Genomic DNA, 17,412 nt, shown 5'->3' on the forward strand with positions numbered 1-17,412 from the left:
CATATTAGGTAGCCGTCATTATTTTTAGGACAAACCATTTAATCATGAAAATTTACCAAGTCGATGCTTTTAGCCATGAATTATTTAAAGGCAATCCTGCTGCCGTACTTGTTAGTAAAACATGGTTAGCCGATGATTTAATACAAAATATCGCATTGGAAAATAATCTGTCTGAAACCGCTTTTGTCAAAATGATAGATGCGGAAAACTTTGAAATTCGCTGGTTTACACCCACAACAGAAGTCGATTTTTGTGGACATGCGACACTTGCCAGCGGCTTTGTTTTATTTAAGGATTATACCGAGACAAAGACAATTCAATTTCATGTGAAAAAATTGGGGATTTTTACAGTTCAGCAACAGCAAGATGGCAAAATTTGCATGAATTTCCCAATTCGTGCTGCCCAACAAGTTGAAGATTATCCCGATATTTTACGCCAAGCTTTGACTAAACCATTTAAAAACGTCTATATCAATGCGCAAGCCTATATTGTGGAATATGAATCGGTACAAGATGTGTTAGATGAACAGCCTAACCTTGAATTATTAAAACAATTGGGACAGTTGCGCACAGCCATTACGGCACAGTCGAGTGTTGATGTTGCGATTACTGCCTCTGCAAATACACAGTATGACTGCGTATCGCGTTATTTTGCACCAGCCATGGGCATTGCAGAAGATCCTGTTACAGGTTCAATTCATACTGCAATTGCACCGCTATGGGCAGAAAAATTACAGCAAACCGAACTTGTGGCATATCAGGCTTCTGCCCGAGGTGGCGTACTGTATTGCAAGATTTTGCCTAATGATCGCATCGAAATTTCAGGTTATGCGCAGTTATATTTGCAGGGCGAAATCATGATTTAAACATGCACAGCATTAGACCTTGTATCTTGGAGATGAAGCTGAGATGAGAGAAGTCTGCTAGATTTTTTTCTTGGTTTTAACTTACATCATTTGCAAATATTTACTGTGGGTTTAATTGCAGCTTGTTATGCTGTTTGCGCTCAAGTTGAAAATTGTCATATTTCATGGCAAATCAAAAAATAGAATGAAATCAATCGGGAAAAAGAAGTTGCTACGTTTTAAAACTCTCACTTTATCTTTATGTGTACTGGCATTTAATGGCGTGATTTTCGCGCAGCCAGTTTTAGTAAAATCTAAGCAAGAAATACAAGAATATCAACTTGATAATGGCTTAAAAGTCATTTTGGCACCCAATCAGAAAGAAAATAAAGTCTTTATGAATATGGTGTATTTAACGGGTTCATTGAATGATCCACAAGGCAAAGGTGGTTTGGCACACTTGTTGGAACATTTGGCATTTAAAGGTACAGAAAACGTACCTGCCGAGGAGTTTCAGCGCCGTTTAGATCAATATAGTTTAATGCACAATGCCAGCACCGACTATTACTCCACTAAATACACCAACATCATTCGTCCTGAAACTCGCGCCGTCAATGAGATGATTTATCTTGAAGCGGAACGCATGGATAAATTGGTCATGCAGGAAAAATATGTGCCTGCCGAAATTGCGATTGTAAAGCGTGAACGCGAAGTGCGTATGGATCAACCGTTTTCAGTCTTGTTAGATCAGGTGTGGAAATCGGCCTATGGCAATCAGTATTTCGGACGCTTACCCATTGGCGATTTAAATGAACTGCAATCCATTAAAATGCAGGAGTTAAATCAATTTTATCGCACATGGTACGCGCCGAATAATGCCATTTTAGTGATGACAGGCAAGTTTGATCAGGCAGCGGTGTTAAAACAAATTGATCAACATTTTAGTCCAATTGCAGCACGACAAATTCCCAAACAAGTACAAGTGCCACGATTAGACAGCAACAAAATTCAGCAACGAAATTTCGTGGTACAAAAGGGCAGTCAACTGGCCAAGTTTAATCTGTATTTAAATGGCAATGACGAAAAGATCAAAACCGCTTTGGTGCTCTCACCTTATTTACATACGTTGCAACCGAGTGGGCATTTATATCAAGCACTGGTAGAAACCGGCAAAAGTACCATGGTGCAGTCCAGCATATGGCTAGATCAAGATTTTAATTTGGTGTTGATGGGGGCTTTGTATGCACCCAATCATGATGCCAAGCAAGTACAAGCTGGCTTGAATCAAAGCATCGAACAGGCAAAAAACTTTGATGATGCCGAGTTACAACGCGTCAAAAACTTGATTCAAAATCAGGCAGACAGTGTAATGAATGATGCGGTGGCTTTGGGAGGTCGCTTGAGTGATTATGCTGTGGTTTATCAGGGTGATTGGACACAATATTGGCGTGATTTAAACAATATTCAACAGTTAAATGCAGATGAACTAAATCAGCGTTTAAAACAGTTCTTCACTGCACAGCATCGGGTCATTGGCGATATTCAGCCCACACCTGAAGATCAAAAACAGGCACTCACAGCAAAAAATAATCTAAATACAGCAAAAAATTTAGATCAGCAAGATACACCTGTTACACCTTTGAAAGATGTGAAAAGTTATCAGCAAGAAGTGACAGACTATGTGCAAAAATCTAAACAAGCTTTGATTCAAAATGAAAAAAAGATTCAGCGTGGCAGCTTAAAAAATGGTGCCAAGTATGCATTATTTCCAACTGCAACGCGTGATGATAAAACCTATGCCACCATTTCGGTAAATTTTGGTACGGCACAATCTTTATTTAAGCAGGGCGAAATTTTAGATTTAACCGCGTATTTGTTGCTGCGTGCATCTCAAGAGCATAGTTTGCAAGACATCGCCGATCAGTCAATTGCTGCAGGTGGTTCGGCTTTTGCACAAGCCGATGCTAATGCGATTCATATTCAAATTGTGGCAAAAAAAGAAAAGTTTAATGCGTTTTTTAATTTTGTTTTAGATGTCATGCAAAACCCAAGTTTTGAGCAAAGTCAGTTTGATTTAATTCGTTCTCAAAGTTTATCCAGTTTAGAACGACCTTATACCGAGCCTGAAACTGTGGCTGCTTTGACTATGGCGCGTTTAATTGAAATTTACCCGCAAGGCGATTTACGCTATCACTTCGAGCCTGAATTTGCGAAGCAACAACTGCAAGCTGCAACCCAAGCACAGGTGCAGCAGTTATATCGTCAATTTTTTGCTATGAATCATGCACATATTGCCATTACAGGTGAGTTTGATCCGAAACAAATCAAAAAAACTTTAGTTCAGCGTTTAGGACAATCGCGTAATACGGAAGCATATCAACGCTTAGATTCAGCCTATACGGCATATCCTGCGAAAAAGTTGCATGTATTAGCAGAACAGCGTGAATTTGGCAGTTATCAAAGTCTATTGACCTTACCTTTGGGCGTGAATCATCCTGACACACCTGCCATGATGGTACTGAGTTATATTTTGGGCGAATCGCAATTGTCTTCACGTTTGGCGCAAGAACTACGTGAAAAAAATGCATTGGTTTATGGTTTTAGTAGTGGTTTGAGTTTAAGTGAATTTGAACAATCGGGTGCACTCAGTATTTCTGCGCAATACAGTGCAGGCAAGTCGACTCAAGTGTCACAGGCGGTGCATAAAGTGTTGCAGGATTTGCGCCGTGATGGTGTCAGCTTGCAAGAAGTTGAAGCTGCAAAAGCCGATATTTTGAAAAAACGTGTGACTGCCTTAGAAGATGAACGCAGTATCCACCGTATGTTGGTACCGCAATTAGAACAAGGTCGTGATTTACGTTACCGTGAGCGATGTGATCAAGCGTTAGCAAAACTCAGCAAAGCCGATGTAGATGCTGTGATTCAGAAATATTTACGCTTAGAACATTTGCTTGAAGTAGCCGCCGATCAATATGGTCAAGCCAATGTTGAGGTGCTGCCGTTAAAGCCGCAGTCTAAATAAAGATTCAATTTAATTTTGAGCAGATACAAAAAACGCATCCATTTCGATGCGTTTTTTGTCTTCAAGTTTGCTATCTATGCTCAATTGGCTAAAGCTTTATAAACGATAAAACTGTTTGGCATTATGATGAAACACTTGCTGCAAAGCATTTGGATGATAGGCCGCAACAATATCACTAGTCGCATCAATTAAATTGACCAAAGACGTGCTCACTCGATCCATTGGAAAATTGGAAGCAAACATCAACCGATATATTCCAAAGCTTTGTAAGGCATGCTGAATCAGTGGTGCAGTTAAATCTATAATTTCCTGTTTTGAGGCTTCACGTTTTTGCAAGTGAAATTGATGTCCTAAAACAGGCATAAATAACCCTGAAATTTTGCTGTAAACATTTGGACAGTGTGCCAACTCGGCAATATCTTCTTGCCAACGAAACAGAATGTTTTCCCGTGCTGTTTTGGTCACGCCTGTATGTGTGCCAACTTGCCCGAACAGCCCTGCAGGTGTGCCCAAATGGTCAAGTACAATAGAAGTTTCTGGAAATTGTTTAGCCAGCGCCAAGACATCGCCCAATTGGGTCGAATACGTCCATGCATCAAAACTTAAATTATATTGCGCTAAAGCTTCAAAACCTTTTAGAAACTTTTTGTTCCGATATAAATGTGGTTCGTCTGCCCAAGAGAAAATCCCGTGATCTTCATGCACGGCTGCCATTTTACGAATTCCACGGAAGTTTGGAGAGGCTTTGTGATGTAATTTTAGAATTTTCTTAAAATTAGAATCGCGCGGGTCTGCAGTGGCGACAATCGCGCCCAAAGCCAAACCATTATTTTTAAAATCCAGACTTTCTATAAATTCGGTTTCACCAACTACACCTTTGCCTTTATGGTTGTGCCAATTGGCTTCAATATGCACAACTTTTTCAGCCGTATAAAAACCTAAGTCGCGGGCATAATGCTCAGGTAAATAGGGCGATGTGACGTGCTCGGTGCGTCCCAAAGTTTCAATGAGTGTTTTCGGTTTTATCAGGCGGATGGTTTTATCTAGCAAATTGGGATGCTTGCCCAAAAGCTTAACAGCAAGTCGTGCGCTGTGTGGCGTGTTATACGGATCCCACTGATGAATATGTGCATCAATGAGTGCAAATCCTAGATTCTGCATAATGATCCTGTTTTTATGACGCTATTATTTCACTATTCAAAGCCATCATGTTACAAAAGGGAAGGGTTATTTATCGAAATCTACAAGTTTGAAAATTAGCCGCAATAAAAAAGCCCCGTAGGGCTTTGTTTATATGCAAAATTAATGATCGTGCGAGTGGTCGTGATCATGTTTATGGGTATGAAATTCTTCGTTGTGACGGAAGCGCAAATAGTTTTCAAACTGTTCGCAATATTCATCATAGTTATCTTCAAGCATCATTTGAAATTGCTGCAAGATATATGACATAACTTGGTCTTTGGCATCGCGCATTTCATTGCCATCTTTAAAATTATTGGCTGCCACCCAAGTATTAAAACGTGCAGTAGCAAATAACATGGCAGCACTCACCTGACCACGAATTTCGGCAGGTTTTACTGTGGAGCCTTTTTCAAAATGACAGAAGCCATTGGCCTGTTTAATAAATTCATCGGCACGTTCAAAAAAAGCCGCATTTAATGCTTCTTCTTCGGTTACATCGGTTGCTTCAATCTTTTGAACCATGAATTTTTCCTAAGCTAAAAATCTGAATGTTTCATTATAGGCAAAGCCTTGCAGAAACAAAACCTTTGCCTTAAGCTAAAAATAGCCTAAGCAAAATTGGAGTGGTTGATGCAAGATGCGATTGCGGTACAAAGTTTAAAAAGCGACATTGCTTTATTACGTCAAAATATTTGGCCACCCGTGCAACTTGCCCATGTTGAAGGCTTGCCGATTTATTATGGAACACGCGCAGAAGTAGCAGAATACTATAAACAATGGACAAGGTTGATTGAACGTGCACAGGATTTATTTCAGCCTTTTATGCAAGATGCAGTCATTGATGCGGTGCATTTACCCAGTCATTTGAACTTGCCCTTATTTTATTTTCATGTCGATCGGATTCGAGTGAATAAAACCCGCGCCAAAGAATCGAAAACTTTTCGGGGGATTGCCAGCCTGATCGAAAAATGTGGGCAATTTGAACCGCAGGAAATTCAGCTCATGCAGCGTTGGTTAGACAGTGATGACAATGCAGCACTGGTGGCACATCGTGAGTTTATTGATTTGCGTACTTATGTGTTTCAGCATGGGCAAAGTGACTACACGCGCACCCGTTTTTATGTGAATGGTATTGTATTAAGTGTCGAACCATATTTTGAACTGGTCGATGCCCGAGATAAGCCACGTAAGCAGCGTAGTGACAGTTATCAAGACCCTTTGGCAGATAACCAAACATGGAAAGTATTTGGTAAATATCGTTAATCTTTTAGAAAGTTTGGAATTTGCAGATTAAATACTAATCTAAGATATAAAAAATAAGCTCAACATGAAATGAATCCCTGTTGAGCTTAAATGTGATCATTGATTGATGATCAAACTTCAACTACGACCAAAAAGGCTGACTTTCAGCAAACTGCTGTAAATCCTGTTCAATCTGTATGGAAATATGACGTTCTTCCGACGCAATCCAACCCAATACAAACCATGTTTTCGGTTCAGTTTGAGCATGGCTTTCATATAGACCTTGTGCCACCATTAAATCATTAAAATGCCCTAAAGTTTCCTGTAATGGTTTTAGGGTTTTTAAATACGTTTTGACGTCATCTTCTGCAAATAAACTACTCACAAACTCCACGGTATAGCGTAAACGTTTTACACGCTTACGCGTGCGGTGTTTAGATTCCACATCCAAGGTTTGGAAATGACCTGTATCATCACAAATTTGTTGATGCATTTTCTGCAAGCGTTTACGTAATACTTTTTTGAATGGTTTTGATTCTGCATCTGCAATCGCAGCCGAATGTGCAAAACTCATAAGTTGTAACAGTAATAAGGTTGTGGTCGGTGAGCGGAAAATTGCATCAATCGCAATGTTTTCAGATGCTGCAGGTGGTAGTTCGGTAATAGGTGAGCCTGCATTTTCAAGTTGCGGAATCAGACTTTCGCGCAAAGCATCTTGATCGCGGGTCGAACCTAACTGCTGAAAAAGTGTCGCCAATTGACTTTCCCAATTGTTATTTGCCAACGCATCATATTCAGCAAAAATTTTTAAGGCACTGCGTAAACGTCGAATGGCAACACGCGCTTGATGCACATGCCCACTGGCATAATCTTGACTGGCAATCGCAGTTGCATTTGGCAGCAAGTGTGCCAAACAATTCTGGGTAATTTGCGCCAACAACTCATGCATATTTTCGGGGTGTTGCAATTGCAAGGTACTTTGCTGCTGTACAGGAATCATGGTTTCATTGTTATACAGCATATTGCCACGCTGCGATTTACTGCGTGTGTCGAGCCATAAATGATATTTTTTAATCCACGGCTGAATATAGGCAATTAAGTCTGCAATTTCACCTTGTTTCAGTTCAAACTCAACTTCGTAAATTTCAACCGAATTTTTGCCTTGGCGGATTTCACCTAAATCAAAAGCAACTTCAATTTGGCTGTTTTTATAATGTGCCAATTGGCTGTAGCGTAAAACATCGGTTTCAAACTGCAGGGTTAAATCTACCTCTGAACCGTCTAAGGTTTTTTTTAAAATCTTTCGTGCTTGTTTATGATTTTCATAACATGCCAAATCACACAATTCAGGCGCATCATGTCCTAATTCATGTTCAAGCTCAAAGCGTTCATAATGTTGTGGACTAGGCGCTTTTAAAGTTTGTTTCCAAATATCGCCCTCTAAACGCTGACGCAGGGCAATGCGTTGCTTGGCTAAGTGCTGTTCAGGACTATCATAATATTTAGCCCATAAGAGTTGTTGTTGAACCAGTTTGTTCTTTTTAAATGCTTTTTCAAATGCCGCACGATAGTTGTGTGGAATTTGAAATTTTAATTCTATTTCACACATCGGGAATGCCCTCGATGAAACAAGATAAGTTCTCTTTACTATAGTGTAAATCTATAAATGAACAAGGGGAGAACTGTGAACAAAAGCTTGAAAAATAAAATAATTTGTATTCAGTTTTTAACACAAAGCAGCCGAATGAATATTCACAAGGCTGCCGTTGTATTGCAGTATTTTTAGCGTGTGCTTTGAGGATGTTAAGGATACTTATTTTAAGAATTTACGGCTCACCATAAATTGTTCTGTCGCTTCCAATAAACGCTGTGCATACACTTCCTGTTTTGCAGTGAGCCAACCTAAAACAAACCAGTCGCTCGCTTCCAATTCAGTTTGTTGAATGTATGCTGCAGAAGATGCCAACACTTGATATTCCTGTGCTGCAAGCTGTGCATCATTCAAAGCTTTACTATATTTCTGCAAATTTTTGACATCATAAATATGCGTCAAAATGGGGAAGCTAAATTTTAGTTCCTGAATACGCAAAGCCAGTTGATCTAAACTTTCAAAATCGTGAATATCACTGTGCTGTAATTGTTCATGCAACTGCTTATATTGCTGTTGCAACGTGTTTTGTGCGGCAGTTTTTAAGTCTAAACCTGAGTGATCGCTCGCGGCTAAACTAAACATCAATAATTCTAAATAGTGATGCACATTTTGCGTTGAACGGACTAAATTGACCAATTTTTCTTGGGCGTACAAGGTATCTTTTTTTAGGTTCTCTGCAGTCGTCGGGTTCTGTAAAAATGCGCCGAGTGTGGCTTGCATGTGTTCCAAATGCTGCAGGTGATCAAAATGTTGTTTAAATGCTGCAATTTGCATTGCCCATTTATCGCCTAAATGCTTCGACCAATCTTTAAATAAGGATAGTGTTAGTTGTAAATGTTGCAAAGCGAACTGCGCCTGATCAATATGACTTTGTTCGGCAACTTGAGCAGAAATTGCGGCAATATTGGGCAATAAATGCTGTAATTGTTGTGCAATTAACAGGCGTAAATTTTGGTCGGCATGGTCTTTTTTACTGAATTGAAATTCTTTGCTCTGAGCCGCAGGGCTGACTTTTTGCTGCACAGAAAGCAAATGTCCAATTTCTGCTTTATTGCGCACATCCAGCCATAAATGAAATTTTTTCACCCATTCAAAACTAAAAGCCAGCAATTGCTGAATTGAACCTTGTTTCAGTTCAAACTCAACTTCATGTACTTCAACTTCAGCATCTGCACAACGAATGTGACCAACATCTAAACTGATTTCAATGTCAGTATCTTCAACGGTCATTAGTCGTGAGGTACGTTGAATATCGGTTTCAAATTGTAGTTGCAACTGATCCCAATTTTGTCCCAAAGCTTGATTTAGCAATTGTTGTGCTTCGGGAATACTTTGATAAATTTGCAGATCAAGTTGTGGTGGAGTATCTGGATTTTCAGTTGGCGCAAGTGGATGGTTATGTTCAAAACTATGAAAATGACTTTGACCTGCCGCTTTTAAAGTTTGTACCCATTGCTCACCTTCTAAACGCAGTCTTAACGCCATGCCATGATGCGCCAAGCTGTGCGCAGATGTATCAAAATAGCGTGCTTTTAATGGAATTTGAGTCGATTTTTTCGGGTCTAAAGTTTTGAGTAGTGCAGTACGACGTGCGACTGGAATTTGAAATTTTAATTCAACTTCGACCATGAAAAATATCCTGAACGTAAAGCATGTTGCGCCAAAGCAGCGGCAAACAAATTGGTATTATAAATTTGTGAAAATTGCAGAACTAAGGTTTTGCAAAAGTGCGTTTGATTGTAACTAAAATATGCCAAGAAGTAAGGCTTGACCTTGGCTTTTTTAGGGTCTGTTGGCATTTCCTAAATGGCTTGCGCTGTAGGCTAAAACTGAGCAGATCAGGCATGAAACGTAGGGAATAGCGAGACTATTGCCAAGTTTCATAACGCAATCTGAGAAAGTTTTAGCCACAGCCTTTCAGGACAAGCATATTTTTTGCTGCTATTGCGTTATGAGTCAGTTATTTAGAACGACTAAATTTCCTGTCTCATGCCTTATATCAGCTGAAAAATATGCGTTGTCGCAAACATAGACGAAGTGTCAACAGACCCTTGAGTTTGGTTTTTTTTTGGCTTAGTTTAAAGTGTCGTTGAGCGTAGCAAAAATAATTCAAACCTATAAACATCAGGATGATGAACATGAACGCAGCATTAAACCCCGAATTTGAGCCGACACCAGATCCCAAGTTTGAATTGCCAATTCAGGATTATTCAACATTTTATCGCTTTTATTTAACTGAACACCGCAACATTATGAGCCGTCGTTTGCACGTTGTTGGCAGTAGTATCGGTTTATATTGTGTGAGTAAAGCCATACGCCATAAAAAAGCCAAATATGTACTCTATGGTTTGCTGGCAGGCTATGCTTGTGCATGGGTCGGGCACTTTGTTTTTGAAAAAAATAAACCTGCCAGTTTTAAACAGCCTGTGTATAGTTTTATTTCAGACTGGCGGATGTTTGCCGATGTTTTGCGTGGTCATTTAAGTTTGCAAGATCGTGCTAAAGATAAAATTCCAAGTTGAATTGAGCGCTTAGTTATACCGTTTAGGCAAAAACTAGACGATATGTGATTATTTTCATAAAAAATGTACAAATAAAATTAATTTTTTGTTGAAATGATAGAGTGAATATTCTAATAATGTGTCATCAAATTTATTGATAAAAGTTTGTGACTTTCCAAGCCTAGAGTGACCTTTCTCTAGGCTTTTTTTATGTGAAAAATTATATTCAGAATGGTGTTAAATCAGAAATCATTCATCTTTAAGCAAGGATATAGAGCAAGCAGGTTACTGATAGAGCGGCATGAAAAAATATAGACACATGATCATTTGTCGCATCCCCACATGCGCTCTGGCACAAATGATCATGTGTCTAAATGGGCGACCTAAATATGTCGTTATTCGCTGTAGTCACCCGTATGGATTTTAAAATCCATATCTTATTGAACTGGTTGCAGTTCTTGTTTTGCGCAGTTCAATTAAAGCTAAATCTATCTTTTAGCGCTATCACTAGAATTTGGTATTTTTAAGTTTTTGACTCAATAAAACCCAAACAAAATAGAAGCTTATAGAGCCTATATAAAAAAACTTGTTGAGCCTGAGGTTCTGACACATGCCGCCTGAATGTGTAATAATACAGACCTTGTATTATTTGTGGCTGAGATTATGCGCGGTTTATATTTGATTACCAATGATGATCCTATCGAACTGCTTTTGGCAAAATTAGAAGGGGCGATGGCAACTTATGAAGTCGCGGTGTTGCAATATCGCCGTAAAAATGTGCCTCAAGCTCAGCAGGCATACGAAATTGAATATATGAAATCGATGTGTGATCAATACAAAGTGCCATTTGTGATTAATGATGATCTTGAAACTGCAGTGAAATATGGTGTTGGCGTACATTTGGGTCAAGAAGATGGCTCTATTGTTGAAGCGGTTGCACGTTTACCACAAGATGTATTGATTGGTCGCAGTTGTAATAACTCGATTGAATTGGCAGAGCAAGCCATTGCCGATGGTGCAAACTACGTGGCTTTTGGTGCAGTCTATGCAACTGAAACTAAACCTGAGGCAAGTACACTTACATTAGACACGCTCACACTGGCGAAGCAACAACTCAATGTGCCAATTTGCGCGATTGGTGGTTTAACTGTTGAAAACAGTCAGCCTGTCATTGAAGCAGGTGCAGATTTATGTGCAGTGATTAGTGATATATTAAGACGTCCGATGCATACTGTTGCACATCGTGTTTATGATTGGTCTGCACTTTTCAAAGCAGACACTTAAAGCAGACAGCTAATTTTTTATTTTATTTTTTGAGTTGAGTGCCTCCATGAGCTTATCTCCAAAGCAAGAACAATTGTTTAAACAAGCCAATAAGCATATTCCAGGTGGTGTCAATTCACCTGTACGCGCATTTAACGGGGTAGGCGGAACCCCTGTATTTATTGAAAAAGCCAAAGGTGCTTATTTGTACGATGTCGATGGCAAACGCTATGTCGACTATGTAGGTTCTTGGGGACCAATGATTTTAGGTCATGCCCATCCTGCTATTATTCAGGCGGTGCAAGCTGCAGCTGAAGATGGTTTGAGTTTTGGTGCGCCAACGGTGCATGAAACGACTTTGGCCGATATTATTTGCGAAATTATGCCTTCAATTGAGTTGGTTCGCATGACCAACTCAGGTACAGAAGCCACCATGACCGCAATTCGTTTGGCGCGTGGTTATACAGGTCGTGACAAAATCGTCAAATTTGAAGGTTGCTATCATGGACACTCAGATTCGCTGTTGGTCAAAGCAGGCTCAGGACTTTTAACCAGTGGTGAAGGTGAAGCAACTTCTGCGGGTGTTCCTGCCGATTTTGCCAAACACACGTTGACTTTGCCCTATAACGATATCGCCACTTTAAAAGAATGTTTTGCAAAGTTTGGTGCTGAAATTGCGGGGGTGATTGTTGAACCTGTTGCGGGCAACATGAACTTGGTTAAACCGATTGATGGTTTCTTGCAAGCGATTCGTGATGTCTGTGATGAACACGGTGCAGTTTTTATCATTGATGAAGTGATGACTGGTTTCCGTGTTAGCTTGGGCGGTGCTCAGGCACATTATAATGTTAAACCAGACTTGACCACACTCGGTAAAATTATTGGTGCAGGCTTACCAGTAGGTGCATTTGGTGGTAAACGCGAAATCATGGAGTGTATTGCACCATTAGGTAAAGTGTATCAAGCAGGTACTTTGTCGGGTAACCCATTAGCGATGCGTGCAGGCATTGAAATGTTTAAACATTTACGTGCCGAAGGTTTTTATGAAAACTTAACTGCGCAATTGGAAAAATTATTGGCAGGCTTACAAGCTGCGGCAGATGAAGCAGGTATCCCATTCAAGACGCAACAAGTCGGTGCGATGTTTGGTTTGTATTTTACTGACCAAGATGACATCACCAGTTTTGATTCTATGCTGAATTGCGATGTCGATGCTTTCCGTAAATTCTTCCACGGAATGTTGCAACGTGGTGTGAACTTGGCGCCATCTGCTTTTGAAGCAGGCTTTATTTCATCTGCGCATAGTGATGAAGATATTGCCTACACCATTCAAGCTGCAAAAGAAACATTTGCGGAAATGAAGGCGTAATTTGACCTCTGCTTAATACTGTCCTAAAAGGCATAGATATCTCCAAAATATCTATGCTTTAGGTTAAATTGAAGACATACTCTTCAATTTAATATCAAAGGCTTAGATCAGCGTCTTGTTAAACACTAAAATAGCCTGGTCAAACTAAATATGAATCCTATTACTTCATTTGCTCCCGCCATCAAAGATATAGCTTCAGAACGGCTTTGTTGTGCAACTATCTTGCACTATGATTTCATTGTATTTTTCTATCCAAATTTTAAAAACCTTTAAAACAGTATCTTAAAAAATATTTATGCAACAAAGCCTCCTGCATGCTATAAAACCCACATTTCTAAAAGCAGGCTGATTTAAAATTCAGCAGATTGTCTGATTCAGGAATGTAAATCGGAAAATTCATCGGGAATTGATGTATTTTGCATTGTAATTCTGTGTCAGGCTTTTTATTATTGCCGCCTTGTTTTCACGATCGGCCCGGAATTGAAATTGAGTAATTTTCTAAGCGAACACCTGATTCATCGTGACGATGAGTTTATGGTGATACATAAACCCGCTGGCATACTCACCGTTCCAGGTAAAACAGCAGATTTGCAAGATTGTGTGATGAGTCGTCTAGTTAAAATTGAGCCGCGCACTTTGCTGATTCATCGCTTAGATCGTGATACTTCGGGTATTTTGGTATTTGCACTCACGAAATGGGCGCAAAAACAAATTTCGCGTCAGTTTCAAGAACGCCAAACCGATAAAACCTATCAGGCATTGGTGGCAGGGCAACTGCAAGGTGAAGGCACTGTAGATGTGCCTGTGGTCTATGATCCTGCACATCCTCCATTACACATTGCCGATGCAACCCATAACAAACCTGCGTTAACGCATTGGCGTGCATTGGAGCAATTTGAATTGCAGGGGCAAATTGTGACTCGTGTGCAACTGACGCCGATTACAGGTCGTTCGCATCAACTGCGAGTACACATGCAATATTTAGGTCATCCAATTATTGGTGATACTTTGTATGCCACGCCCGAACAGCAACAACTCATGCCTCGTTTGTGTTTACATGCAGCAGAATTAAGTTTTCTGCATCCACAAACTGAGCAACGTGTACAGTTTACTTGCCCAGTCCCATTTTAAGCGAAAAAGATTACGCAAAGCCTGTGCTTTAGGCTCTCTTTTTAGTGCGCTTTATGTCAAAATATATTGCTATACGCCCTGAATTTTTGCTCAAATACTCAGCTGGTTTTGCGCAAAAATTTATACGTCCTAACTTCTAAATAAAGGTGGAAAAATTGCAGCAGTTTGCTATTGGTCAACGTTGGTTATCAGACACAGAAACGGAATTAGGACTTGGTGTTCTGATTGATGTAGATGAGCGATCGGTCAGCATTTTATTCCCTAAAAGTGATGAAACCCGTGTCTATGCACGCAATAACGCACCTTTATCGCGTATCATTTTTAATGTAAATGATGAAGTTCAAGACCAAGAAGGCAATGTGTGGACGGTTGAATCGGTCGAAGACCGTCATGGCGTATTGCGTTATAACGTGGTGCGTCGTTTGCAAGATGGCAGTGAAGAAAAAAAATCACTGAATGAAACCCGTATTGGTGCAAGTATCCAACTTTCGAAACCCTTAGACCGCTTGCTTGCCAGCCAAATTGACTATAAAGAATGGTACGACTTGCGTATAGAAGCCTTGTTGATGCAAGCCAATATGCAAAGCAGTCCACTGCGTGGCTTGGTGGGTTCGCGTGTAGGTTTGATTCCACATCAACTTTATATTGCACATGAAGTCGGTAAGCGTTTTGCGCCACGTGTATTGTTGGCAGATGAAGTTGGTTTGGGTAAAACCATCGAAGCAGGTTTAATCATCCATCAGCAACTCAAAACAGGACGTGCGGAACGTATCCTGATTTTGGTGCCTGATTCGCTGCAATATCAGTGGATGATTGAAATGCGTCGCCGTTTCAATCTGCAATTCTCTTTGTTCGATTTAACTCGCACAGCATCTATTAAAGAACACGATCCTGACCTGAATCCATTCTTGACCGAACAATGCATCATTGCTTCAGTCGATTTAATGATTGACCACGATGACTTACGCGAACAAGCCTTAGAAGCAGGTTTTGATTTGCTGGTGGTCGATGAAGCGCATCACTTAATGTGGAGCGAAGAAGAAGGTGGCAATGACCGTTATGATCTGGTCGAAGAATTAGCCGAACAAACTGCAGGGGTGTTATTACTCACAGCAACGCCTGAGCAACTGGGTGTAGAAAGCCATTTTGCACGTTTACGTTTGCTCGATCCGCAGCGTTTTAGTTCGCTAGACCGTTTCTTGGATGAAGAAGCGCAATATCAACATACGGCAAAAATTGCCGAAGTCCTAATGTCAGATGCCGCATTGGAAGAAAGCCATTTGGCTGCGCTAGAAGGCTTATTGGGACATCGCATTGAAGATAACCCTGAACAGCGTTTCCGTGCCATCCACGAATTGTTAGACCGTCATGGTACAGGGCGTATTTTGTTCCGTAATACTCGTGAAGCAATTCAAGGTTTCCCAGGCCGTGATTGTCAGCCTGCGCCATTACCTGCACCAGAAAATTGGTCTAAAGATGGCAAGTTACGTGAACAAATGTGGCCAGAAGAAGCACAGCTCGATGGCAGTTGGATGGAAACTGACCCGCGTGTAATGTGGTTAATGGAGCGTTTGCGTAGCGACTTAAAACATAAAAAAGTGCTTTTAATTGCGCGTAGCGGCCCTGTGGTAGAAGCCCTTGAAAATGCGCTGCGCCTACATGCAGGTATTCGTACTGCAATGTTCCATGAAGGCATGAGCTTGTTAGAACGTGACCAAGCGGCAGCATATTTCGCAGAAGATTCTTATGGTGCACAAATTTTATTGTGTTCCGAAATTGGTTCAGAAGGGCGTAACTTCCAGTTTGCATCAGACCTGATTTTGTTTGACTTACCTGCCAATCCCGACGTGTTAGAACAACGTATCGGTCGTTTAGACCGTATTGGTCAAGAAAACCGTATTCAAATTCATGTGCCGTATTTGGTGGGGACTGCGCAAGAGCGTATGTTCCGTTGGTATAACGAAGCACTCAATATTTTCAGCAATATTTCACCCACTGCACAAACCTTGCAGGAAAACTTTATTGTCGATTTAAAACACTGCTTACTTGCAGATTTAGGACAACAGTTTGAAGATTTACTGGAAGCAGTCAGTGTGCAGCGTGAAGCTTTGGAAGCAGAACTTCAAGCGGGTCGAGATCGTTTGTTGGAATACAACTCTTGCCGTCCTGTGGTGGCGCAGGAAATTGTACAAGCTTTAGAAGATTACGACGACAATACCACGTTGCCTATGTTTATGAAGCGCTTTATGGCATCGACCAATATTGACTTCGATGAACAAAGCAATGGCACGGTGATTATTAAACCAACTGATCAAATGCAAGTGCAAGGTTTGACCTTAGACGAAGAAGGCATGACCGCGACGTTCTATCGGGATCAGGCGCAAATTCGTGAAGATGCACAGTATTTGACCCTAGAGCATCCATTCACAGAAAGCGTGATGGAAATGATCAATACACAAGGTTTTGGTAGCACCAACGTTGCGGTATTAAAATCTGCCGCTTTGCCACAAGGTTCTGTGTTGCTCGAAGTCTGGTTCAAAGTGGATGTCATTGCACCTAAAGCCCTGAATTTGCCATCAAGCTTGCCACAGCAACTCATTCGTGTCTTATTGAGCGAAAAAGGGCAGGATTTATCGCAAAAAATTGCCCCTGAAATTTTAAAACCTTATTTACATCATTTAGATGGCAACAGTTGTCGTCAAGTGGTGAAAGCACGCCGTGACGCGATTGAAGCGCGTTATACACAGGCTTTGGAGTTGGCTAAAGCTGCATTGCCTGAATTTAAGCAACAAGCTAAAGATGTATATAGCAAAAAATGGCAATATGAAATTGACCGTTTAAGCTATTTGAAGCAATTTAACCCAAGTATTCGTGAAGATGAAATTACACGTTTACAGAAATTGCAAAAAGAAGGTGTTGCATTATTAGATGGTTTGTCGGTCACGCCTGAAGCAATTCAGGTGATGGTGGTGGTAAAGCCATAAAGAGTGCATTCAATACAGGTGTCTAGACGGTGTATTTGTATTGAGTCGGTTTTAATCAATCACTTTTTTAAATATTTGGCATCTTCTAAATTGCACGTTTTAAGTTGGGCATTGCGCCTCATTTTTACGGAGCAGTTTAGCGGGTGCTTTTTTAATATCGCAATAAAAATTTTGTGCGAGATTTTTCACATCACGGACTTAAACAAAGTAGCAACCAGTGCT

At 40.5% G+C, this 17,412-nt stretch carries 12 protein-coding genes; 8 read left to right on the plus strand and 4 right to left on the minus strand.

The window, feature by feature from the left end; genetic code table 11:
- Positions 1-44 precede the first annotated feature (44 nt).
- Complete coding sequence (locus tag FTU09_RS07325) at positions 45-866, plus strand: PhzF family phenazine biosynthesis protein (RefSeq protein ID WP_180079907.1); 822 nt, start codon at positions 45-47, stop codon at positions 864-866.
- Positions 867-1,050: 184 nt separating this feature from the next.
- On the plus strand, positions 1,051-3,867 hold the full coding sequence (locus FTU09_RS07330; RefSeq protein ID WP_180079909.1) for a pitrilysin family protein: 2,817 nt from the start codon (positions 1,051-1,053) through the stop codon (positions 3,865-3,867).
- A 96-nt stretch (positions 3,868-3,963) separates the two neighbouring features.
- Here the strand turns inward: FTU09_RS07330 and FTU09_RS07335 are convergent, their stop codons facing one another.
- Positions 3,964-5,028 carry an amidohydrolase gene (locus FTU09_RS07335; protein ID WP_096901876.1) on the minus strand — a complete coding sequence of 355 codons (1,065 nt, stop codon included), beginning with the start codon at positions 5,026-5,028 and terminating at the stop codon, positions 3,964-3,966.
- Positions 5,029-5,169: 141 nt separating this feature from the next.
- A complete protein-coding gene (locus FTU09_RS07340; RefSeq protein ID WP_004973007.1) occupies positions 5,170-5,571 on the minus strand; it encodes a DUF3144 domain-containing protein in 402 nt (133 codons plus the stop codon).
- Between the two features lie 108 nt (positions 5,572-5,679).
- Here FTU09_RS07340 and FTU09_RS07345 point away from each other — a divergent pair, with 108 nt between their 5' ends.
- The gene (locus FTU09_RS07345; protein ID WP_180079911.1) at positions 5,680-6,312 is read left to right on the plus strand and encodes a hypothetical protein; all 633 of its coding nucleotides are present in this window, start codon (positions 5,680-5,682) and stop codon (positions 6,310-6,312) included.
- A gap of 121 nt (positions 6,313-6,433) precedes the next feature.
- Here FTU09_RS07345 and FTU09_RS07350 read toward each other — a convergent pair whose 3' ends face one another.
- Both FTU09_RS07350 and FTU09_RS07355 read right to left on the minus strand, forming a co-directional pair.
- Positions 6,434-7,900 carry a CHAD domain-containing protein gene (locus FTU09_RS07350; RefSeq protein ID WP_180079913.1) on the minus strand — a complete coding sequence of 489 codons (1,467 nt, stop codon included), beginning with the start codon at positions 7,898-7,900 and terminating at the stop codon, positions 6,434-6,436.
- A 204-nt stretch (positions 7,901-8,104) separates the two neighbouring features.
- Entirely contained in the window at positions 8,105-9,571 is a 1,467-nt protein-coding gene (locus FTU09_RS07355; protein ID WP_179996251.1) for a CYTH domain-containing protein, read from the minus strand.
- Positions 9,572-10,074: 503 nt separating this feature from the next.
- On the opposite strand from FTU09_RS07355, the gene FTU09_RS07360 reads away from it, so the two are divergent.
- From FTU09_RS07360 to rapA, 5 genes are all read left to right on the plus strand, one after another.
- Positions 10,075-10,464, plus strand: a complete 390-nt coding sequence (locus tag FTU09_RS07360) for an Mpo1-like protein (RefSeq protein WP_373682974.1) — start codon at positions 10,075-10,077, stop codon at positions 10,462-10,464.
- Positions 10,465-11,106: 642 nt separating this feature from the next.
- Entirely contained in the window at positions 11,107-11,727 is a 621-nt protein-coding gene (gene thiE / locus FTU09_RS07365) for a thiamine phosphate synthase (RefSeq protein ID WP_180079915.1), read from the plus strand.
- A gap of 46 nt (positions 11,728-11,773) precedes the next feature.
- Entirely contained in the window at positions 11,774-13,075 is a 1,302-nt protein-coding gene (gene hemL, locus FTU09_RS07370) for a glutamate-1-semialdehyde 2,1-aminomutase (RefSeq protein ID WP_131260835.1), read from the plus strand.
- A gap of 486 nt (positions 13,076-13,561) precedes the next feature.
- Entirely contained in the window at positions 13,562-14,206 is a 645-nt protein-coding gene (locus FTU09_RS07375; protein WP_004973024.1) for an RluA family pseudouridine synthase, read from the plus strand.
- Between the two features lie 146 nt (positions 14,207-14,352).
- A complete protein-coding gene (gene rapA / locus FTU09_RS07380) occupies positions 14,353-17,190 on the plus strand; it encodes an RNA polymerase-associated protein RapA (protein WP_180079917.1) in 2,838 nt (945 codons plus the stop codon).
- Positions 17,191-17,412 lie beyond the last annotated feature (222 nt).

It is taken from the genome of Acinetobacter sp. YH12058 (assembly GCF_013419805.1).
GTDB lineage: Bacteria > Pseudomonadota > Gammaproteobacteria > Pseudomonadales > Moraxellaceae > Acinetobacter > Acinetobacter towneri.

What these genes read in the sequence shown, in the direction of transcription:
- FTU09_RS07355 (WP_179996251.1), bottom strand. Translation starts at nt 9,571, where the DNA reads ATGGTCGAAGTTGAATTAAAATTTCAAATTCCAGTCGCACGTCGTACT.
- FTU09_RS07340 (WP_004973007.1), bottom strand. Translation starts at nt 5,571, where the DNA reads ATGGTTCAAAAGATTGAAGCAACCGATGTAACCGAAGAAGAAGCATTA.
- FTU09_RS07325 (WP_180079907.1), top strand. Translation starts at nt 45, where the DNA reads ATGAAAATTTACCAAGTCGATGCTTTTAGCCATGAATTATTTAAAGGC.
- FTU09_RS07345 (WP_180079911.1), top strand. Translation starts at nt 5,680, where the DNA reads ATGCAAGATGCGATTGCGGTACAAAGTTTAAAAAGCGACATTGCTTTA.
- FTU09_RS07330 (WP_180079909.1), top strand. Translation starts at nt 1,051, where the DNA reads ATGAAATCAATCGGGAAAAAGAAGTTGCTACGTTTTAAAACTCTCACT.
- thiE (WP_180079915.1), top strand. Translation starts at nt 11,107, where the DNA reads ATGCGCGGTTTATATTTGATTACCAATGATGATCCTATCGAACTGCTT.
- hemL (WP_131260835.1), top strand. Translation starts at nt 11,774, where the DNA reads ATGAGCTTATCTCCAAAGCAAGAACAATTGTTTAAACAAGCCAATAAG.
- FTU09_RS07335 (WP_096901876.1), bottom strand. Translation starts at nt 5,028, where the DNA reads ATGCAGAATCTAGGATTTGCACTCATTGATGCACATATTCATCAGTGG.
- FTU09_RS07360 (WP_373682974.1), top strand. Translation starts at nt 10,075, where the DNA reads ATGAACATGAACGCAGCATTAAACCCCGAATTTGAGCCGACACCAGAT.
- FTU09_RS07350 (WP_180079913.1), bottom strand. Translation starts at nt 7,900, where the DNA reads ATGTGTGAAATAGAATTAAAATTTCAAATTCCACACAACTATCGTGCG.